Origin of the sequence: Dietzia sp. SYD-A1 (assembly GCF_015356725.1) — a bacterium.
Classification (GTDB): Bacteria; Actinomycetota; Actinomycetes; order Mycobacteriales; family Mycobacteriaceae; genus Dietzia.
The window spans coordinates 1-19,593 of the sequence record NZ_JADDKI010000204.1 but is presented as its reverse complement, the minus strand read 5'-3'; the positions used below and the strand labels follow the sequence as shown (position 1 = coordinate 19,593).

Here is a 19,593-nt window from a genome sequence, read left to right as displayed (position 1 = left end):
GTGCGGTAGCGGCGTTCGCACCCACGGGGAGCACGATCTCACCCGCGGTCACCCCGGCCGACCGCAGGAGCGAGCGCACCTCGCGGACCTGGTCGGAGGTGGCCACGGTGACGACGGTGCCGACGGCACCTGCACGCGCGGTCCGACCCGAGCGGTGCACGTACGCCTTGTGCTCGGCGGGCGGATCGGCATGGACGACCAGTCCCACGTCGTCGACGTGAATACCGCGGGCCGCGATGTCGGTGGCCACGAGCACGCTCGCCCGGCCCGAGGAGAACGCGTCGAGGTTGCGCACCCGCGCGTTCTGCGACAGGTTGCCGTGCAGGTCGACGCTGGTCACGCCGCGGCCGGAGAGTTGCTTGGCCAGTCGCTTGGCGCCGTGCTTGGTGCGGGTGAACATGACGGTGCGCTCGTTCACCCCGGCCAGATCCGCCAGTGCGCGGACGCGGTCGTCCGGGTCCACGTGGACGACGTGGTGGGCGGTCGCGCCGGGGGTGGCGGAGCCGTCGTCGACCTCGTGGACGACCGGGTTGTCGAGGAACTTGCGGACGAGCTTGTCCACACCCTGGTCCAGGGTCGCGGAGAAGAGAAGCCGCTGCGCACCCGCGGGCGTGGCCGCCAGGATCCGGGTCACTCCCGGGAGGAAGCCCAGGTCGGCCATGTGGTCGGCCTCGTCGAGGACACTCACCTCGACCGAATCCATGCGGCAGTGCCTCTGCCCCATGAGGTCCTCGAGCCGACCCGGGCAGGCCACCACGATGTCGACCCCCTGGTCGAGCGCGCTGACCTGGCGCCCCTGCGATACGCCGCCGAAGATCACGGTGGTCTTGAGGCCCATCGCCTTGGCCAGTGGCGCGAGCGTCTCGTCGATCTGGCGAGCGAGCTCGCGGGTGGGGGCGAGGATCAGCCCACGCGGGGCGTTGCGCTTCCGGCGACCGCCGGCGGTCGCGGACGCGGCGAGGCGGGTGACCAGGGGGAGGCAGAACGCATAGGTCTTGCCGGAGCCGGTGCGGCCCCGGCCCAGGACGTCGCGTCCGGCCATCGCGTCGGGCAACGTGGCCGACTGGATGGGGGTGGGGGTGACGATGTCGACGCCCGCGAGGACGTCGAGCAGGGAGGAAGGAACGCCGAGATCGGCGAAGGAACGTGACAAGGGAGGAATCTCCGTAGGTAGATGGGGCGTCTTGCCCGGCGCGCTCCTGGGCTACCCCGTCGCAGGTGAGCGACGTGCCCGGTGCGCGACCACGGGAGGTCGACATCCGACGCGGCCCGAGGCAAGAGTGGTGCGGGCCGACCGCTCCACCCTACGCTCCACGGGGCGCCCCGCGACAGTTCCCCGGGCCTGATGTGACGAGGTCGTCTATTCCGGGCCCGCAGATGGCACGATGTGGACCGTGCGACTCGACCTGTCCCTGCTGCGACGCCCGGAACTGGGCTCGGTGCTGCTCGGGCGGGAGACGGAGTCCGCGCGGATGCGGACCCTACGGGTCCGGATCCTGTTGGTTCTGACCCTGCTGGCGTCCAACCTCGTGGGGGTGGCCGTCGCGGCGGTGTTGATCCTCTTCGTCCTGCCGGGCCCCACCCTGTTGTCCCGGGAGTTCCTGGTTCCCAACGTCATCGTGGTACCCGGGTACGTGTCCCTGGCGACCGTGGTCGGGACGGTCTGGGTCCGCGGGGTGGTCTACCGCCGGGTCCGGTGGTTCCTCGACGGCCGCGAGCCCACGGATCGGGAGCGCGTGCGGGCGCTCCGCCTGCCCACCCGTATGACCCTCATCCAGGCCTTCCTCTGGTTGCTCGGCGCAGCCGTGGTGACGCCGGCGTTCGGGGTGATCGACCCGGCGACCATCCCGACCGTCGGGTTCACCATCGTCTTCTCCGGACTCGTGGTCTGTGGTGTGGCGTTTCTCTTCGCCGACTTCGGTCTCCGTCCGGTGGCCGCGGTCGCGCTCGCCAGCGGTCCGGCCCCCCGCGCACGGTTCCTCGGTGCGATGACCCGCCTCCGGGTGTCCTGGGCGGTCGGTAGTGGGGTGCCGATCTCCGGACTCATCATCGTGGCGATCTACACGTTGGCGGGCCGCGCCCTGACACTGGAACGCCTCGCCGTCATCGCGATCGTTCTCGGGGCCACGTCGTTGCTCGCCGGATTCCTGCTCGTCTCCCTCGCCACCGGATCGGTGCTCGGTCCGCTTCGGAGCGTCCGCTGGGCGATGGAGGACGTCGCGGACGGGAAGCTCGACCGGAGGGTGGTGGTCTACGACGGAACGGAACTCGGTGAGCTCCAGCGTGGGTTCAACCGCATGGCCGCCGGGCTTCAGGAACGCGAACGGCTCCGGGACCTGTTCGGTCGCCACGTGGGTCGTGACGTCGCGGAGGCCGCCGAGGAACGCGATCCCGAACTGGGCGGGAGCGCCTCCGAAGTCGGCGTCGTCTTTGTCGACATCATCGGTTCCACCGAGATGGCGGTGCGGTCGGAGGCGACGGAGGTCGTCGACGTGCTCAACAGGTTCTTCCGGGTGGTCGTTGAGACGGTAGAGGAGTACAACGGCGTCGTCGACAGCTTCCTCGGCGACGCCGCACTCGTCGTGTTCGGCGCGCCCCGGTCGATGGACGACCCGGCGTCCGCCGCACTGGCCTGCGCCCGTGTGCTCGGCGAGCGGCTGCCCGACCGGGTACCGGGATGCCAGGCCGGGATCGGTGCCTCCTACGGGGGCGTGGTCGCCGGGTACGTCGGCGCCGACGACCGTTTCGAGTACACGGTCATCGGAGACGCGGTCAACGAGGCGTCGCGGCTGTGCGAACTGGCGAAGACGCAGTCCGGACTCGTCCTGGCCTCCGGTGCCGCGGTCGATTCGGCCGGGGCCGCCGAGGCCGAGCGGTGGAATCGGGTGGGATCGGAGGTGGTCCGGGGTCGGACGGAACCCACGGAACTGTGCGTCCCGGCGGTCTCCGGGACCCGGCGTCGTCCGGCGGACCACGGCGGTGCCGCTACCTCAGCGTGACGTCCGTGCCGACGAGGGCGACCTCGAGTCCGTCGGGCACCACTCGCGCCCCGTGGATCGACACCCCCTCGGGGAGTGAGGCGACCGTCGTGTCGACGGTGCCGGTGATCCCGGAGAACACCCCGTCCGGCAGGGGCAGGCCGAGCACCCCGGTCTCCTCCGGGGTTAGGGTGAGCCGTCCGCCCGAGACCCCGGGCGCCACGCCGATCTCGGCTATCCCACCGATGTCCGCGCGCAGCAGACCGGCCTGCGCGTCGGGTCGCACCGACCTGACCTCCGTCAGCCCCGCGACCGGGGAGTCGCCGGCGGGATTGCCCTCGGCCGCCGCCGCCGTGAGCTGGTCGCCGCTGAGCGTGGCGGTCCCGTCCGCCGACGCGGCGACGATGCTGCCGTCGGCCATGCTGACCGAATGCCCGGTCACGTCGATCCGGGGCGCGTCTCGGTCACCTGGAGAGGTCATCCGGACCGTGTCGACGGCCCGGCTGGTGGCAAGGTCCCAGAGGATCGGCGTGGGGCCGAAACCCACCGACACCGGGGCGCCGAGCCGAGCCGAGGCCTCGCGTTCCGCCCGGTCCGACAGGTACCAGCGGGCTCCGAACTCCGCCGCCACGGCCACCCCGAGGATCAGGAGCAGCAGGACGAGCAGGAAGCACCCGCATCCACCACGTCCGCGGTCACCTCGTCCTCGTCGGTCGATAGGGCCTCGTCGTCGCATTCACCACATCGTGCCGCACGGCCGAGCCGGGGGCCACCGGCGGTCCGGTTGCGGTCCCGGGGGGTGCGGCCCCACGATCGGAGAATGACCGAGACACAGGATGTGAACACTGACACCAGGACCGTCGTCTTCCTCGTGGCCGGCGAGGGGATCGAGCGGGTGGAGCTGACCGAACCATGGGGTGCCGTGACCGAGGCCGGCCACACGGCGCTCCTGGTGAGCACTTCCGACGGAGAGGTCGAACTCGTCGACCACCTCAGCCCGGCCGGCACCCAGGCCGTCGACCGCACGACCGCCGACGTCACCGCCGCCGATGCCGACGTGCTGGTCCTACCCGGCGGCGTCGCCAATCCCGACGCCCTCCGTCGCGACCAGCACGCCGTGACCCTCGTCCGCGAGATGGTCGAAGCGGGCAAGCCGGTTCTCGCCATCTGCCACGCACCCTGGGTGCTGATCGAGGCGGACGTCGTCCGGGGCCGCCGGGTGACCTCCTACCCCAGTCTGCGCACGGATCTGGTCAACGCCGGCGCCGAGTGGGTCGACGAGGAGCTGGTCAGTTCGGACGGCGTGTTCACGAGCCGCAACCCCGACGATCTCCCCGCTTTCTGCGACGCCCTCCTCGGGGCGATCCGCGGAGCGGACTAGGGCGACGGGGCCGGCCGGGACACGCGTCGAGTGGGGGTGAGCGGATGATCGGCATCTACGTCCACAACGAGGGGCGTGGTCACCTCCACCGCGTGCTCCCCGTGATGGGCGCACTACGGGAGCGCGGTCTCGACGTGACGATGCTGATCGCGGGGCGGTTCGACGACTCGCTCCTCCCGCCGGGGACGCGGGTCGTCCATCTCTCCGCCGAACCCGGCGACCTCCAGGCCCCGGAGGAGATCCCCCTGGAGGCGCGTCGCGAGGCCGTCGCGTGGATCGATCGCGCGCGGCCTCGCGCCTTCTGGGTCGATTCCTCGCCGGCCATGTCACTCGCGGCGCACATGACCGGCATCCCGATGGTCAGCACCCTCCCGCCCGGGGTGCGGGAGGACGAACCCCACCTGCTCAGTTTCCGGGCTGCCGAGCGCCTGATCGGGGCGTGGCCTCCGGGCGTGCACCAGGCCACTCTGCGGAGGATCGACAGCCCCGTGGAGGAGATCGGTGGGGTGTCCCGGTTCGAGCGACGGGACCCCGAACCACGTGATCACCTGAACCGGCCACGGGTGGTCCACCTGAACGGCTCCGGCACCGGAGGCGACCACCGGTTCTGGCGGGCCGTGAGAATGACCGCACGCGATCTCGGGGTCGCCGACTGGCTGGAGATCGGCGGACCGGACGGATCGTGGCTCGAGGACCCGTGGCCGGAGCTGTGCTCGGCGGACGTGGTGGTGACCGGGGCGGGGCAGGCATCGGTGGCGGACGCGGCCTGCGCCGATGTCCCGCTCGTCGTGGTCCCGGGCCGCCGACCGTACGGTGAGCAGGACGCGACGGCCGAGGCCCTCCACGGGATCCCCGGGGCCGCCGTGATGAGGTACGGCGACGGCCCGACGGCTGTCGCCCACGCCGTCACCGCCCAGGTCGATCGCTCCCGGGACGGCGCGTCGACGGGGATCAGATCGTGGTGGGGCGTCGACGGGGCGGCCGCCCGCGCCGCCGAGGTCATCAGGGCCGCCACGAGAGGGCTCGTGGGGTGACAGATCCTGGGCTCAGTTTTATTGCCTAACTTTAACCTCAGGAAGAATCGACTGATCGTCCCAGCATCACAGGCATTTCGAGGCGGTTAGGAAAGCCTTGGTTGGGCTTCGTGCGTTTGACGTGTTTCTGTCAACTGAGAATATGAGGTCATCGCATTCTGAACCTTCAGGGCTCATGGCAGGGCACTTCAGTCTCGCGAGGAGGAGACGCCATGCCCAGATACAGGAACCTGCAACCAACCGCAGAATTCTGGTCGTGGCGCGACTCCGCCGCGTGTATCGATCTGGAAGACCTGTTCTACAGCGCGGACGACGAATCCAAGGGGCAGCGCCGACGTAAGGAGGACAAGGCGAAGGCGGTATGTCAGGGATGCCCCGTGTTCGACGCGTGTCGTCAATTCGCCATGGATTCGAAGGAACTGTACGGCGTCTGGGGTGGGACGACCGAGTCCGAACGTCACGCCCTGGCCGGTCGGCACCGCACCGGCTGACGGCACTCGGTCACTGACAGTCCTCGATCCCCGTCCAGTTCTCGACCGCTGTCAAGCCCCGACCCCGTAGGCGGCGCGACGATGCGCCTACGGGGTCGGCTCGTGGCCGTCGCGCCCGGCTGACCGGTTCCGTTCCTTCATCTCGGCCTCGTGCACGTGCTGCCGGCCACCGGTCACCTCGTCGACCACCGCCCGGCTGACCCGGCGGGCCGTCGTCCAGAAGCCGTCGTCGAACTCCTCGACCATCTGGAACGTCCATCGTCCGTGGAGGACGTTCACCCCCACCATCTCAGACCGGATCGTCTCGGCGAGCTGGGTTCTGCCCACTGCTTCCAACTGGTCCGCAGCTTTCTGGTAGAGCAGGTCCGCCCGCCCGATCAGCTGGTGCATGTCGTACAGGCGCCCGCGGGCCCGCTCGATGTATTCGAGTGCCTCGCTCGCCGTGCCGGCGGCTTCCACCTCGGCGTCGGTCGCACCCGCCGGACGCCGGTGGGTCTCGTCGACGCTCGGCGTCCGGCGGGTGCTGCCTGCGCCCTCGCTCACCTGGTCGTCCGCCACCGTCAGGCCGTGCGGGTCAGACGCCGGAGCTGTTCCGGGTCGGTGTGGTGCTTCAGTGCGGTGACCAAGCCCGACCGAGCCCCTTGGGGGTCGGTGTAGGTACGCGGTTCACCCGCGAACATGCGCTCGGACCTGGTCTCCGGGGCATCGTCCGGGCCGGCCTTGAGGAACCGGTTCGGAAGCGAGAGCTTGGCGATCGTGCGCCATGACTGCCAGTACTGCTTGTACAGCGGGCCGGTGGTGTAGGGCAGGTCCCAGCGCCGACACACGTCCTGGACCTTCACCGAAAGCTCCTTGTACCGGTTGGACGGAATGGTCGGGAAGAGATGGTGCTCGATCTGGAACGACAGGTTGCCCGACATGAAGTGGGTGAGATCGCTCCCCGTGAAGTTCGCCGACCCGAGCATCTGTCGCAGATACCACTGGGCCTGCGTCTCCTCCTCGAGATCCTCGAGGGTGAACTTGTCGGCGCCGTCCGGGAAGTGCCCGCAGAAGATCACCGCGTTCGACCACAGGTTGCGGATGACGTTCGCGGTGGCGTTGGCCGCCATCGTCGATTTCCAGTTGGGCCCGGAGAGCAACGGGAACCACACGTAGTCCTTACCCACCTGGCGGCGGGCCTTGCGGAGGAACTGGCCGATGCGCCGCTTCTGCTCGGGCCACCCCGAGGAGTTGATCGTGCCGGGCGCGATCTCCAGGTGCTGCACCCCGACGCCCCACTGGAAAGTGAACGCGAGAATCGTGTTCCACACGATGTTGAGCGAGTACCCCGGATGCCAGGGCTGGTCGCGGGTCACGCGAACCACGCCATACCCCACGTCGTCGTCCATCCCCACGATGTTGGTGTACTTGTGGTGGTGGTAGTTGTGGGTGGCCTTCCAGTGCTCCGAGGTCCCCACGATGTCCCACTCCCACGTGGTGGAGTGAATCTCCGGGTCGTTCATCCAGTCCCACTGCCCGTGCATCACATTGTGGCCGAGCTCCATGTTCTCGATGATCTTGCCGGCGGCCAGCATGCCGGTGCCGAGCAGCCACGCGGGTCGATACCCGGAGAAGAGGAGCACCACACGGGCACCGGCCACGAGGCCGCGCTGGAGACGGATGGTGTCGTTCACGTACCGGCGGTCGGACTCGCCGAGCGAATCCACGACCTCCTGCCGGATCGCGTCGAGCTCTCGGCCGATTTCCTCGACGTCCTCGGCGGAGAGATGGGCGTATTCCTGCACGTCTGATATCGCCATACGCTGACGGTACGGAGGGGGGGCGGAGTTGTCGACCGCAATCCCGGATCGGCGAGTCGATACTCGATAATCCCTCAGGCGCTTATGATCTCCGCATGGCACTCGTCGAGATCTCTGGCGTCAACAAGCACTTCGGTGACTTCCAGGCGCTCAAGGACATCACCATGTCCATCGAACAGGGCGAGGTCATCGTCGTCATCGGGCCCTCGGGTTCCGGAAAGTCGACCCTCTGCCGCGCGATCAACAGGCTCGAGACCTTCGAATCGGGCTCCATCACGATCGACGGCAAGGAACTGCCCCAGGAGGGCAAGGCCCTCGCCAGGCTCCGCGCGGACGTCGGCATGGTGTTCCAGTCGTTCAACCTGTTCGCCCACAAGACGATCCTCGAGAACGTCACCCTCGGACCCATCAAGGTGCGCAAGCAGACCAAGGCCGCCGCCGAGAAGCGGGCGATGGAACTGCTCGACCGCGTCGGTGTGGGCCACCAGGCGGCCAAGTATCCGGCGCAGTTGTCCGGCGGTCAGCAGCAACGCGTGGCGATCGCCCGGTCCCTGGCGATGGACCCCAAGGTGATGCTCTTCGACGAGCCGACCTCCGCCCTGGATCCGGAGATGATCAACGAGGTCCTCGACGTGATGACGGGCCTGGCCAAGTCCGGCATGACGATGGTCGTGGTCACCCACGAGATGGGATTCGCCCGGAAGGCGGCCGACCGCGTCATCTTCATGGCCGACGGCGAGCTGGTCGAACAGGCGACCCCTGAAGAGTTCTTCACCAACCCGCAGAGCGGTCGCGCGAAGGACTTCCTGTCCAAGATCCTGACCAACTGAGTCGGTCTGCAGCGGCGTTCTCACCCCCGCCCGCCCGATCCGACACCGATTCCCACTATCCCTACCCACCCATTTCACGAGGAGAACCCATGAACTTCCGACGGATCGGATCGGCCGCCGCGGCGGTCACCCTGGCCCTCGGCCTCGCCGCGTGCGGGAACGACGACGGCGGCGAGAACCAGCTCCGGATCGGCATCAAATTCGATCAGCCGGGCCTCGGTCTCAAGGAGGGCAACGACTACACCGGGCTCGACGTCGACGTGGCCACGTACATCGCCGAGAAGCTCGGCACCCCCGCCGAGGACATCGAGTGGGTCCAGGCGCCGAGCGCGCAGCGCGAGACCCTCCTCGAGACCGGCCAGGTGGACATGATCGTCGCCACCTACTCGATCACCGACTCCAGGAAGGAGAAGGTCGACTTCGCCGGGCCGTACTTCATCGCCGGCCAGGATCTGCTGGTCCGCGCGGATGACGACAGCATCACGGGCCCGGCCTCCCTCGAGGGCAAGCGCCTGTGCTCGGTCTCCGGGTCCACCTCGGCCCAGAACGTCCAGGAAGAGGTCCCGGGGGTCAACCTCCAGGAGTTCGGCACCTACTCCGAATGTGTCTCGGCACTGGTGTCCAACGCGGTCGACGCCCTGACCACGGACGACACGATCCTCGCGGGGTACGCCGCGCAGGACCAGTACCAGGGCCAGCTCAAGGTCGTCGGCGCCCCGTTCTCCGAGGAGCTCTACGGGATCGGCATCCGGAAGGGCGACACCGAGAAGTGCGAGCAGATCAACGAGGCCATCCGCGAGATGATCGCCGACGGCAGCTGGGAGGCCGCCGTCGAGGAGAACCTCGGCCCGGCCGGGTTCGTCCCGGGCGAGGGGAACCCGCCCAACCCGGACGCCTGCGCCTGATCTGACCACCCGGGTCCTCCGCGTCACAGTGGACAGTGGCGCGGAGGACCTCACACTCCTCATGAGGGAAGGTCGACCATGGGCGACATATTCGCCAACTACGACGTCTTCGGGGCGGTGTGGGTCACCATCCAGCTCTCGCTGCTCGGGACGGCGGGCGCGCTGGTGCTGGGGACGATCGTCGCGATCCTGCGGGTCTCCCCGGTGGCCGTCCTCCGGGGGCTCGGCACCTCCTACGTCAACATCTTCCGCAACCTGCCGTTGACCCTGCTGATGGTCTTCAGCATCCTCGGCCTGTCCTTCATCCTCCAGCTGTCCGTCTCGGACAACTTCGCCCGCAACGCCTTCTGGTGGGCCGCGATCATGCTCGCGGTCTACCACGCGGCGTACGTCTGCGAGGCGCTGCGCTCCGGCGTCAACACGGTCCCGGTGGGGCAGGCCGAGGCGGCCCGGTCGATCGGGCTGGGGTTCGGGCAGTCGCTGCGCGAGGTGATCCTCCCGCAGGCCTTCCGGGGCTCCATCGCCCCCCTCGGCTCGGTCATCATCGCGCTCATCAAGAACTCGACGGTCGCCGCGGTCATCGGCGTAGGTGACTCCGCCGGGCTGCTGCAGGTGATCACCGAGAACGAGGGTGCCAGCCTGCCGACGTTCTTCTTCTTCGCCATGGTGTTCGTGGTGCTCACCCTCCCGATCGGGCTCTGGACCACCTCCCTCTCACGGAAGCTGGCGGTGAAGCGATGAGTACCCAGGCCGTTCTGTTCGACGCCCCGGGACCCAAGGCCCGACTCCGCCACAAGATCTTCACGGTGGTCGGTGCCCTGATCGCCGTCGGGATCGCCTATGTGGTCTACGTCCAGTTCGAGGCCGCCGGCCAGCTGCAGGCGTTCATGTGGGAGCCCTTCGTCACCGACCCGCAGGTGTGGACCTCCTACCTGATCCCCGGTCTCAAGGGCACGTTCACGGCGGCAGCCATTTCCGTCGTGCTCGCGGTGATCTTCGGTTTGCTCTTCGGTATGGGTCGACTCTCGCCGTTCGCGCCGCTGCGGTGGTTCTGCGGCGTGATCGTGGAGTTCTTCCGCTCGGTCCCGGTGTTGCTGATGATGGTGTTCGCCTATTTCGGATACTTCGCGACCTCGAACCTCGTGCCCAACCAGCACGCGCCGCTGGCCGCGGTGGTCACCGCCCTGACCCTCTATAACGGCGCGGTCATCGCGGAACTCGTCCGCTCCGGAGTCCACGGACTGCCCAAGGGCCAGACCGAGGCCGGGCTCGCCGTGGGCCTCACGCCGGGGCAGGTGCTCCGCTCGATCCAGCTCCCGCAGGCTCTCACGGCCATGCTCCCGGCGCTCGTCGGCCAACTCGTCGTCGTCCTCAAGGATTCCGCCCTCGGCTACGGCATCACCTACCTGGAGTTGCTCAACTGGTCCAAGACCCTCGGGTCCGCCTACGCCAACACCGTTCCCGCGTACATCGTGGCGGGCATCCTCTTCGTGGTCATCAACTACTCGCTCACCAAGTTCGCCGTCTACCTCGAAGGTCGGCTGAAGAAGCGCCGCGCCAAGACCTGACCGCCGCCGGGCGGGCATCTGCTCCCGCGCCTGTACGCCTGCGGGGCAGACGCCCGTCTGGATGAACACCGGCCTGCGCGGTTGCGCACGCGAGAGTTCAGGGACACGGGCGGCTGCGGTCGGCGGATGTGAACAGTGAGGGACGGGCGCGGCGTGGCCGTACGACGGGCCCTGGATACGCGAGGGGCCCCGCCGGAAATCGATTCCGGCGGGGCCGTCGTGTACCCGAGGCGACCTGGTGTCAGCTCACGTCGGTGTCAGCTCACTTCGGTGGCATCCGGATGCCACCGTCGACGCGCACGGTCTGCGCGTTCATGTAGGGGTTCGTGAGCAGCTCCATGACCATCGACGCCAGCTCGTCGCCCGAGCCGAGACGCTTGGGGAACAGCACGCTCTCACCGAGCTTGGCCTTGAACGCCTCGGAGTCGGGGCCCTCGCCGTAGATCGGGGTGTCGATGAGTCCGGGGGCCACGGTGTTGAGGCGGATGCCGGCGGCCGACAGGTCACGGGCGACAGGCAGGGTGAGGCCCACGATGCCGCCCTTGGAGGCGGAGTACGCGGCCTGGCCGATCTGCCCGTCGAACGCGGCGACGGAGGCCATGTTGACGATCGCACCCTTCTGGCCGTCCTCGTCGGCCTCGCCGCGGGACATCGCCGTGGCGGCCAGTCGCAGCATGTCGAAGGATCCGATGAGGTTGATGTCGATGACCTTGCGGAACGAGTCGAGGTCGAAGGCCGAGGCGAACTCTCCGTCCCGGCCGATCGTGCGCTGCGCCCACCCGATGCCGGCCGAGTTGACCAGGTACCGCAGCGGACCCAGCTCGAGAGCGGCCTCGACGGCCTTGACGTTGTCCTCGGTCTTGGTCACGTCGACAGCCACGAACGTGCCCCCGACCTCGTTCGCCAGGGCCTCGCCCTTCTCGGCGTTGAGGTCGGCGACGACCACCTTGGCCCCCTGCGCGGCGAGCTGACGGACGACGGCGGCGCCGATTCCCGATGCGCCACCGGTGACGATTGCACTTGCTCCGGAGATATCCATGTCAGAACCGTAACAAGCCGACGTGACCGACATCGCGGTCACGGGTCGTTCGGTCGGTGATTCAGCCGGCCGAGCCCTCGACCACCACGTCCCAGCGGATGCCGAACCGATCGTGGACCTGCCCGTAGAGGTCCCCCCACGGGGCGACCTCGAACGGCATCGCCATCTCGCCCCCGCTGCTGGTGACCTTGTCCAGGAACGCTCGGGCCTCGCCCTCGGTGTCGAAACCCAGGAGGAACGAGTAGACGTCGTTCCGCGGCTGCGGGAGGTTCTCTCCCATGGAGTCCCCGCCGGTCAGGCTGATACCGGGGGCCTCGAGGGTCGCGTGCGCCACCGACCCGTGCGGCGGGTCGAACGGGAAGTCCTCCGTCGACGGGAACTGGTCGTAGGTCATCACGTCGAGCTTCCCGCCGAAGAGCCCCTGGTAGTACGGGAACGCCTCGGACGCGTTACCCGGGAAGGAGATATAGGGGATACAGGTCATGGCCATGATCGGAGCCTCTCGTCACGGGCGACCGCGTGCCGGTGCGACCCGGTATCCGCAACGCTAGACCCGGTGGCGGCGCCGGTCACGTGAAATCTCGTCGCCCTCGCACTCGCCGTCGCCGCGAGGTCAGGCCGACGCGGGGTCGCGGCCGGCCAGCGCGAGGAGCCGGGCACGCGAGTCCGCCCCGAGCGACACGGGTCTCGCCTCGGCCAGCACGTCGAACGACCGCATCAACTCCACCACGCTCCGGGCGTGGCCGAGGGTCCAGGCGGCCAGCTCCTCCGCCTCCTCGGAACCCCAGGTCCGGGGCTCGAGGTCGTGCGCGTGGATCAGCAACTCGAACACCCGCAGTGCGAGCAGGTCGCGAACCGTGATCTCGGCCAGCCGGTGCGGGACGGTCGCCTCCGCGTCCCGGGCCCGCGCGAGTTCCTTCCGGAGGCCGGCGGACGTACGGTGCAGCGCGGGGACCGGCGTCTCGCCGGCGTGGTCGGCGGTGCGGGTCCACGCGATCTCCGATTCCGGCAGTCGCGGGAAGTAGGCGGCGTAGCGCAACCCGCCGCCCAGGACGTGGTTGGCGCAGTCGCGGCGGCTCCATCCCGGGCACGCGTCGCAGTCGCCGTCGAGACCCGCCGCTAGCGCGCGGCCGAACAGGGTGGTGGCCCGGTCGAGGACCGACAGGTCCTCCGGGCTCAACGGGGTCGGGGTCACGGTCACCTCATCTGCAGGAATGTCTGGGCCTCACACTAGGTTGACTGGGACGGCGTGACCAGATCGCGCCAGCCCTTGAGCCGTGACGAGAAAGGACCGATACCCGCCATGAGCGCGCAGACCTCCGGTGCAGCAGAGACCCGGGAGTTCCAGGCCGAGACCCGGCAACTGCTGGATCTGATGATCCACTCGATCTACTCCAACCCGGACACCTTCCTCCGAGAGGTCATCTCCAACTCCTCGGACGCGTTGGACAAGGTGAGGCTGGCCGCGATTCAGGACTCCTCGTTGGGCGTCGACACCTCGGACCTGCACATCGAGTTGATCCCCGATGAGCAGGCCCGCACCCTGACGATCCGCGACAACGGCATCGGGATGTCCCGCGACGAGGTGGTGGATCTCATCGGCACGCTCGCGAAATCGGGTACCGGCCAGATGCGGGAGGCCCTCGCGGCGGCGCGCGCGGCGCAGGAGTCGGGCGAGGCCAGCGAGCAGGTGACCGCCGATCTCATCGGCCAGTTCGGTATCGGGTTCTACTCCACCTTCATGGTCGCCGATGAGGTCACGTTGGTCACCCGCAAGGCCGGCGAGACCACCGGCACGCGCTGGACCTCGGGAGGCGAGGGGACGTACACGATCGAGGAGGCCCCCGACGCCCCCCAGGGCACCTCGGTGGTCCTCCGGCTCAAGCCGACCGGCGGGGACGCGGCGCTGCCCGACTATGCCGCGGAGTCCACGCTGCGCCGGGTCGTGCGCACCTACTCGGACTTCATCGCCTGGCCGATCCGCATGGAGGTGCAGCGCCCCGCACCGGAACCGACGGGGGACGACGACGAGGGGAACGACCCCGCCGCGGAGAGCACGATCACCGAGACCGTGACGCTCAACTCCCAGAAGGCGCTGTGGACGCGGCCCCGCTCCGAGGTGACCGACGAGGAGTACGCGGAGTTCTACCGTCACGTCTCCCACGCCTGGGACGAGCCGCTGGAGACCATCACCCTCAAGGCGGAGGGGACGTTCGAGTACCAGGCTCTGCTCTTCCTGCCCACCCAGGTCCCGTTCGACCTGTTCTCGCCGGACGCCAAGCGCGGGGTTCAGCTCTACGTCCGCAGAGTCTTCATCATGGACGACTGCGAGGAGCTGGTGCCTCCCTTCCTGCGCTTCGTCAAGGGAATCGTCGACGCCCAGGACCTCTCTCTCAACGTCTCGCGCGAGATCCTCCAACAGGACCGCCAGGTCCGTGCGATCCGCAAGCGACTGGTCAAGCGGGTGCTGCAGACCATCGAGCAGCTCAGGACCGAGCGTCCCGAGGAGTTCCGTTCGTTCTGGAAGAACTTCGGCGCGGTCCTGAAAGAAGGCTTGATCTCCGATGTCGACGCCCGCGAGCAACTACTCGCCGTGAGCACGTTCGCGTCCACTCGTCCGCGACCGGACGAGTCCGACGGGGGCACCGGGGGCGAGGACGAGGCGGGCACCACGATCGCCGAGTACATCTCCCGGATGGTCGATGGGCAGGAGGAGATCTACTACCTCACCGGCACGTCCCGCGCGGCGGTGGAGAACTCCCCGCACCTGGAGGCGTTCCGGGCGCGGGGTGTGGAGGTGTTGGTGCTCACCGACCCGGTCGACGAGGTGTGGGTCGACGCGGTCGGCGAGGTCGAGGGCAGGCGGCTGCGCTCGGTGGCCAAGGGCGACGTGGACCTGTCCGGTATCGGAGCCGAGGGTGAGGATGCGAAGGACGAGGCGGATACCGCGGATTTCGCCGGGTTGCTCGACTGGCTGGGCGAGGAGCTGGCCGACGAGGTCAAGCAGGTGCGACTGTCGCATCGTCTGACCGAGTCCGCCGCGTGCATGGTCGGCGACGAGTTCGACATGACCCCGCAACTCGAGGCCATGTACCGGGCCTCGGGCATGGAGCTGCCCGCGAGCAAGAGGATTCTGGAGCTCAACCCGTCTCACCCCCTGGTCGAGCGGTTGCGGTCGCAACATTCCGAGGACCCGTCGGCCCCGGGACTCGCCCAGACGGCGCGCCTGCTCTCGGGTGCGGCCGTCCTGGCCGAGGGCGGGACGCTGTCGGACCCCGCCGCGTTCGCCAAGCTGCTGGTCGACCGGATCTGACGAGAGGTCAGTCGATCGGCGCCCCGCGGGTACCCGGGTCCGATCCCGCGGGGCGCCGGCCGCCACCCCAATAGCCGCACGTCGCACCGATCACGCTGCCCAGCGCGGTCTCCACCGGCGTGTGGTGATCGATCCGGACCCGGGCCCAGGCCACGGGAGGTAGCAGAACGAGCAGCCGCCAGTAGCGGGGCGAGAGTTCCCGGGCGAGCACCGCGACGACGCCGGCCAGGACAGCGGTGTGGAAGGAGACCTTGACCCGGGTGGTGGCGGCGCCCGCGACGCCCAGAGCCAGGAGGGCGGCCCGGGTCATGCGCCTCAACTCGGCGGGCGCCTCGCGGCGTCGTTGGGCCACCATCAGGGTCGCCACCGACCCGGCGATGCCGGCGATCACGAGCGGGCGCTCCTCCCGCCGGGTGACGTGGTGATCGGACAGGGCCTGTCGTCGGACCCTCCACGCGATGGCCGTCTGGGGCGCCAGGCCCAGTCCCGTCGCGGTCGCGAGGCCCCAGCCAGGAGATCCCACGCGGTGCCCGAGGTGGAGCGACCCGACCGTGAGCACCACCCAGGGGGCGAAGGCCTCGGTCAGGATCACGGCCGGGGTCGCCCTCCGAGCACCCCGCGCCCGCGTGCCGTCACCCCGCTGGAGGGGGAGTGTCGGGTGGGGCTCCATCACGCCTCCGCGCGCGAGAGCAGCCGCGGGGAGTAGTCGAGGCGGTCGGCGAGCCACATGATCGTGGCCACCTCGCCCACCCAGGCCAGGCTGACGCACCAGCCGGCCAGGACATCGCTCGGGAAATGGACCCCGAGATACATGCGCGTCACCCCGACCGCGGGGACGTACGCCGCGGATCCCGCGATCACCGGGTATCGCCATCCGGTGGGCCAGGCGAGAACGCAGGCGCACCCGGCGAGGGCCGCGCTCGCCATCGCGTGCCCGCTGGGGAACGAGTAACTCTTCTCCTGCACGATGTGGGTGAAGAAGGTGGGGCGGTCGCGCCGGTACAGGAGCTTGAGGACCGAGTTGATGATGGTGGACCCGACCAGGGACACCGTGAGCAGCGCGGCCGGGCGACGACTGCCGCGGACGTACGCCAGGTAACCGGCGGCGGTGAGGGCGAAGACGGGGACCGCGGTGACCCCGCCGAGTTCGGTGACGGCCCTGACGATCCGGGTGGTGCGCGGTGTGTGCCGTCGGCGCAGCCACAGCATGACGGGCCGGTCGAAGGGAAGTTTGGCGCCGGACCTGATCCTCTCGGCCAGTTCCACGAACCCGATGACGGGCATGGCGAAGCCCGCGAACGCCACTCCGAAGACCGCCCAGGTGCCTCGCGGCAGGGGTTCCTGACCCCTGTCGACGATGCTGCCCAGGAGCCCGTCGGAGGGGGCCAGGGGGCGCAGGAGGTCCTTCGCCGCGGTCAGGGTCCGGGTGCGACGGGAGGTCGTCGTGCGGGACATGACCACACCCTAGGCACAGTGGCGCGGCGACGGGGGATCCCCGCGAACCGCGACACCGCGCGCGGGCCGGGGGCCGTGGCTACTGTGGATCGTGGCGACCCGACCAGCGGAGGACGAATGACCCAGACCCGTGTGGAACGAGACCTCCTCGGCGAGAAGGAGGTTCCGGCTGACGCCTATTACGGGATCCACACCGTGAGGGCGGTCGAGAACTTCCCGATCGACTCCACGACCATCAGCGACATCCCGGACTTCATCCGCGGGATGGTCATGGTCAAGAAGGCCGCGGCGCTGGCCAACGTGGAGATGGGTGTCCTGGACCCGGACGTCGCCGGGGCCATCGTCGGTGCCTGCGACGAGATCCTCGTCGACGGCCGCTGCATGGACCAGTTCCCCTCGTGCGTGTACCAGGGTGGGGCCGGGACGTCGGTGAACATGAACACCAACGAGGTGGTGGCCAATCTCGCGTTGGAGCGGATCGGTCATCCCAGGGGCGCCTACGACGTGATCAGCCCGAACGACGACGTCAACCGTTCGCAGTCCACCAACGACGCGTACCCGACCGGGTTCCGGATCGCCCTGTGGCACTCCCTCGAGCGGCTCGAGCCGGCCATCGTCGCATTGCGCGAGGCCTTCTACGACAAGTCGGAGGAGTTCCGCGAGGTCCTCAAGATGGGTCGCACGCAGTTGCAGGACGCGGTCCCCATGTCCCTGGGTCAGGAGTTCGGCGGGTTCGCGGTGACGCTCGACGAGGAGCTCCACGTCCTCGGCGCCGCGGCCCGGATGCTGCTCGACGTGAACCTGGGCGCCACGGCCATCGGCACCGGGGTCAACACGCCGCCCGACTACCGGCGAGCGGTCATCGAGCACCTGCGGCTCGTGACCGGTCTGCCGGTGACCGGTGCCATGAACCTCATCGAGGCGACCAGTGACACCGGCGATTACGTCAACGTCCACGCGGCCCTCAAGCGGACCGCGTCGAAGGTGTCCAAGATCTGCAACGACCTGCGCCTGCTGTCCTCCGGTCCGCGGGCGGGTCTCAACGAGATCAACCTCCCGGAGCTCCAGGCGGGGTCCTCGATCATGCCGGCCAAGGTGAACCCGGTGATCCCGGAGGTGGTCAACCAGGTCTGCTTCAAGGTGATCGGCAACGATGTGACGGTGACGATGGCGGCCGAAGCGGGCCAGCTGCAGCTCAACGTGATGGAGCCGGTGATCGCGCAGGCGATGTTCGAGTCGATCTCGTTGCTCACGTCCGCGATGGAGACGCTCACGGAGAAGTGTGTCCGCGGCATCACCGCCAACGTGGAGGTGGCGCGCCGCAACGTCATGGACTCGATCGGGATCGTCACCTATCTCAACCCGGTCATCGGGCACCACAACGGTGACCTGGTGGGACGGGAGTGTGCGCGATCCGGTCGCGGCGTCCGCGAAGTCGTGCTGGAGATGGGTCTGCTCTCGGCGGAGGAGGTCGACGACATCCTCTCGCCGTCGAACCTGCTGCGGCCCCGCTACAAGGGCAGGTCCAGCGGTCACCTGGCGGCCGTACCCTCAGAGGACCTGTCGGACCCCACCTGAGACACCGGTCGCCCCGGTCACCTCTGAGGGTGGCCGGGGGTTCTGGGGTGCCGGTCTGACCGGGTCAGACTCCGTTCTCGACCTGACCGACCTGTCCGATACTGCTCACGGCGAGCCGGCCGAGCGAGCTCTCGAAGCCGAACGACTGCTCGAGGGCCGCGGTGGAACCGGAGATGAATCCGTTGATCGCGGCGGACGACCCGACCGTGAAGTCGAACTGGGCGAAGAAGTCGGCGAGTGCCTTCAACATGGTGTGCCTCCTGGGAGAGTGACGCGGTGTGTTCCGCGTGGGACGGGCCGCGTGCCCGTCTCTACGTGGTCTATCCGCCCTGCCCGGCGTGGTGTTAGCGATCGAATGCAGTGAAACCTGTTACCGCACCCGCTAACGTCGGAGTATGAGTTCTCCCACCACCCGTGTCGTCGCGGGTCGCCAGATCACGTTCCCGGTCCCCGTCGTCTCCGCCTCGATATCGGGTGCCGCCTTCCTGTCGCGGGCCGCCGTCGCCAGGCGTCTGATCGCCTCCGGGCCCCAGTCCGCCGTCCTGGACTCCGCGAGGGCCGAGCCGGTCTCGCTACCGGGTGGTCGGACTCCGGTCACGGTGATCCACGTCCGCTATCACGATGTCCCGGGCAACGTCCTGGGTGGGTACCACGAGGTGGGGTTGGCGTTCCAGGTCAAGGTCCCGGGGGTCGGGGTGCGTCAGCACATCCACGAGCTTCCTGTCGACCAGGATTTCACCCTCGCGGCCGGCAACGAGCTCTGGGGTTTTCCCAAGTGGAAGGGCGACATGGTCGGCACGGCCGGCGGAGCGCTCGACGACGCCCGCCTGGGGGCCGTCGGGTCCTCCGGGACAGGGGGGATCGACCTCATGTTCGACACCCGCCTGGGAGTGCCGGTGCCCGGTCGTCACTCCCTCGGGATGAACTGCATCCAGGTCCTCGACGGCAGGCCTGTCCTGGTCAGCGCGGGTGCGAAAGTCGCAGGCGGCCGGTTCCGTCCCCTGGGGGGTGCGCGCGTGTCGATCGCCGCCGGGGCGGAGGACGGGGATCGACACATCGGCCGGATCGCCGGGGCGATCCGCGAGCTGGGGCTCGATCGGGCTCGGGCGCTCGGCACGTTCTCCTTCGAGCGGTTCGAGGCCGAGTTCCAGGCACCCCGCACGCTGTCCTGACGCCGGCCCGCCGATCACCGCGCGGCGTCGAGCGCCTCCCGCGCGACGGG

At 69.0% G+C, this 19,593-nt stretch carries 21 protein-coding genes; 11 read left to right on the top strand and 10 right to left on the bottom strand.

Annotation, left to right across the window (positions count from 1 at the left end; genetic code table 11):
• Positions 1–1,153, bottom strand: a 1,153-nt coding sequence (locus IY392_RS09365; protein ID WP_194861060.1) for a DEAD/DEAH box helicase, incomplete at its 3' end; no start/stop codon positions are given.
• A 232-nt stretch (positions 1,154–1,385) separates the two neighbouring features.
• Here IY392_RS09365 and IY392_RS09360 point away from each other — a divergent pair.
• Positions 1,386–2,999, top strand: a complete 1,614-nt coding sequence (locus IY392_RS09360; protein ID WP_107757639.1) for an adenylate/guanylate cyclase domain-containing protein — start codon at positions 1,386–1,388, stop codon at positions 2,997–2,999.
• Here IY392_RS09360 and IY392_RS09355 read toward each other — a convergent pair.
• Positions 2,986–3,714, bottom strand: a complete 729-nt coding sequence (locus IY392_RS09355; RefSeq protein ID WP_107757638.1) for a DUF2993 domain-containing protein — start codon at positions 3,712–3,714, stop codon at positions 2,986–2,988. The genes IY392_RS09360 and IY392_RS09355 overlap by 14 nt on opposite strands.
• 84 nt (positions 3,715–3,798) lie before the next feature.
• Between IY392_RS09355 and IY392_RS09350 the strand changes: the two genes are divergently transcribed.
• The 3 genes from IY392_RS09350 to IY392_RS09340 all read left to right on the top strand — a co-directional run bounded on the left by IY392_RS09350 (position 3,799) and on the right by IY392_RS09340 (position 5,884).
• Entirely contained in the window at positions 3,799–4,359 is a 561-nt protein-coding gene (locus tag IY392_RS09350) for a type 1 glutamine amidotransferase domain-containing protein (RefSeq protein ID WP_107757637.1), read from the top strand.
• Between the two features lie 44 nt (positions 4,360–4,403).
• Complete coding sequence (locus tag IY392_RS09345; protein WP_107757636.1) at positions 4,404–5,393, top strand: glycosyltransferase; 990 nt, start codon at positions 4,404–4,406, stop codon at positions 5,391–5,393.
• A gap of 212 nt (positions 5,394–5,605) precedes the next feature.
• On the top strand, positions 5,606–5,884 hold the full coding sequence (locus tag IY392_RS09340; protein WP_107757635.1) for a WhiB family transcriptional regulator: 279 nt from the start codon (positions 5,606–5,608) through the stop codon (positions 5,882–5,884).
• 87 nt (positions 5,885–5,971) lie between these two features.
• Here the strand turns inward: IY392_RS09340 and IY392_RS09335 are convergent, their stop codons facing one another.
• Together IY392_RS09335 and IY392_RS09330 are read right to left on the bottom strand one after the other, a co-directional pair.
• The gene (locus IY392_RS09335; RefSeq protein ID WP_107758263.1) at positions 5,972–6,427 is read right to left on the bottom strand and encodes a hypothetical protein; all 456 of its coding nucleotides are present in this window, start codon (positions 6,425–6,427) and stop codon (positions 5,972–5,974) included.
• Between the two features lie 17 nt (positions 6,428–6,444).
• Positions 6,445–7,683 carry a fatty acid desaturase gene (locus IY392_RS09330; protein WP_107757634.1) on the bottom strand — a complete coding sequence of 413 codons (1,239 nt, stop codon included), beginning with the start codon at positions 7,681–7,683 and terminating at the stop codon, positions 6,445–6,447.
• Positions 7,684–7,778: 95 nt separating this feature from the next.
• Between IY392_RS09330 and IY392_RS09325 the strand changes: the two genes are divergently transcribed.
• The 4 genes from IY392_RS09325 to IY392_RS09310 all read left to right on the top strand — a co-directional run bounded on the left by IY392_RS09325 (position 7,779) and on the right by IY392_RS09310 (position 10,986).
• A complete protein-coding gene (locus IY392_RS09325) occupies positions 7,779–8,513 on the top strand; it encodes an amino acid ABC transporter ATP-binding protein (protein WP_107757633.1) in 735 nt (244 codons plus the stop codon).
• Between the two features lie 89 nt (positions 8,514–8,602).
• Positions 8,603–9,418 carry a glutamate ABC transporter substrate-binding protein gene (locus tag IY392_RS09320; protein ID WP_107757632.1) on the top strand — a complete coding sequence of 272 codons (816 nt, stop codon included), beginning with the start codon at positions 8,603–8,605 and terminating at the stop codon, positions 9,416–9,418.
• A 78-nt stretch (positions 9,419–9,496) separates the two neighbouring features.
• Complete coding sequence (locus tag IY392_RS09315) at positions 9,497–10,159, top strand: amino acid ABC transporter permease (protein ID WP_017837355.1); 663 nt, start codon at positions 9,497–9,499, stop codon at positions 10,157–10,159.
• On the top strand, positions 10,156–10,986 hold the full coding sequence (locus tag IY392_RS09310; RefSeq protein WP_107757631.1) for an amino acid ABC transporter permease: 831 nt from the start codon (positions 10,156–10,158) through the stop codon (positions 10,984–10,986). The genes IY392_RS09315 and IY392_RS09310 overlap by 4 nt, the downstream gene beginning before the upstream one ends.
• 262 nt (positions 10,987–11,248) lie before the next feature.
• On the opposite strand, the gene IY392_RS09305 is transcribed toward IY392_RS09310, so the two are convergent.
• The 3 genes from IY392_RS09305 to IY392_RS09295 all read right to left on the bottom strand — a co-directional run bounded on the left by IY392_RS09305 (position 11,249) and on the right by IY392_RS09295 (position 13,220).
• Complete coding sequence (locus IY392_RS09305) at positions 11,249–12,025, bottom strand: SDR family NAD(P)-dependent oxidoreductase (protein WP_194861059.1); 777 nt, start codon at positions 12,023–12,025, stop codon at positions 11,249–11,251.
• Between the two features lie 61 nt (positions 12,026–12,086).
• Positions 12,087–12,509 (bottom strand): VOC family protein, encoded by a 423-nt coding sequence (locus tag IY392_RS09300; protein ID WP_309234122.1) that lies wholly within the window; start codon positions 12,507–12,509, stop codon positions 12,087–12,089.
• Positions 12,510–12,638: 129 nt separating this feature from the next.
• A complete protein-coding gene (locus IY392_RS09295) occupies positions 12,639–13,220 on the bottom strand; it encodes a maleylpyruvate isomerase N-terminal domain-containing protein (protein ID WP_194861058.1) in 582 nt (193 codons plus the stop codon).
• Positions 13,221–13,328: 108 nt separating this feature from the next.
• Between IY392_RS09295 and htpG the strand changes: the two genes are divergently transcribed.
• Positions 13,329–15,338 (top strand): molecular chaperone HtpG, encoded by a 2,010-nt coding sequence (gene htpG, locus IY392_RS09290; RefSeq protein ID WP_182613337.1) that lies wholly within the window; start codon positions 13,329–13,331, stop codon positions 15,336–15,338.
• A 7-nt stretch (positions 15,339–15,345) separates the two neighbouring features.
• Here the strand turns inward: htpG and IY392_RS09285 are convergent, their stop codons facing one another.
• Both IY392_RS09285 and IY392_RS09280 read right to left on the bottom strand, forming a co-directional pair.
• A complete protein-coding gene (locus tag IY392_RS09285) occupies positions 15,346–16,008 on the bottom strand; it encodes a phosphatase PAP2 family protein (RefSeq protein WP_194861057.1) in 663 nt (220 codons plus the stop codon).
• Positions 16,008–16,793: a phosphatase PAP2 family protein gene (locus IY392_RS09280; protein ID WP_107757626.1), complete on the bottom strand. Its 786-nt coding sequence runs from the start codon at positions 16,791–16,793 to the stop codon at positions 16,008–16,010. Before IY392_RS09280 ends, IY392_RS09285 begins: the two co-directional genes overlap by 1 nt.
• Before the next feature lie 117 nt (positions 16,794–16,910).
• Between IY392_RS09280 and aspA the strand changes: the two genes are divergently transcribed.
• Positions 16,911–18,371 carry an aspartate ammonia-lyase gene (aspA, locus tag IY392_RS09275; RefSeq protein ID WP_194861056.1) on the top strand — a complete coding sequence of 487 codons (1,461 nt, stop codon included), beginning with the start codon at positions 16,911–16,913 and terminating at the stop codon, positions 18,369–18,371.
• 64 nt (positions 18,372–18,435) lie between these two features.
• Here aspA and IY392_RS09270 read toward each other — a convergent pair whose 3' ends face one another.
• Positions 18,436–18,621, bottom strand: coding sequence for a hypothetical protein (locus IY392_RS09270; RefSeq protein ID WP_194861055.1), 186 nt, complete (start codon positions 18,619–18,621; stop codon positions 18,436–18,438).
• Positions 18,622–18,766: 145 nt separating this feature from the next.
• Between IY392_RS09270 and IY392_RS09265 the strand changes: the two genes are divergently transcribed.
• Complete coding sequence (locus IY392_RS09265; protein WP_107757623.1) at positions 18,767–19,543, top strand: acetoacetate decarboxylase family protein; 777 nt, start codon at positions 18,767–18,769, stop codon at positions 19,541–19,543.
• The last annotated feature ends 50 nt before the right edge of the window (positions 19,544–19,593 follow it).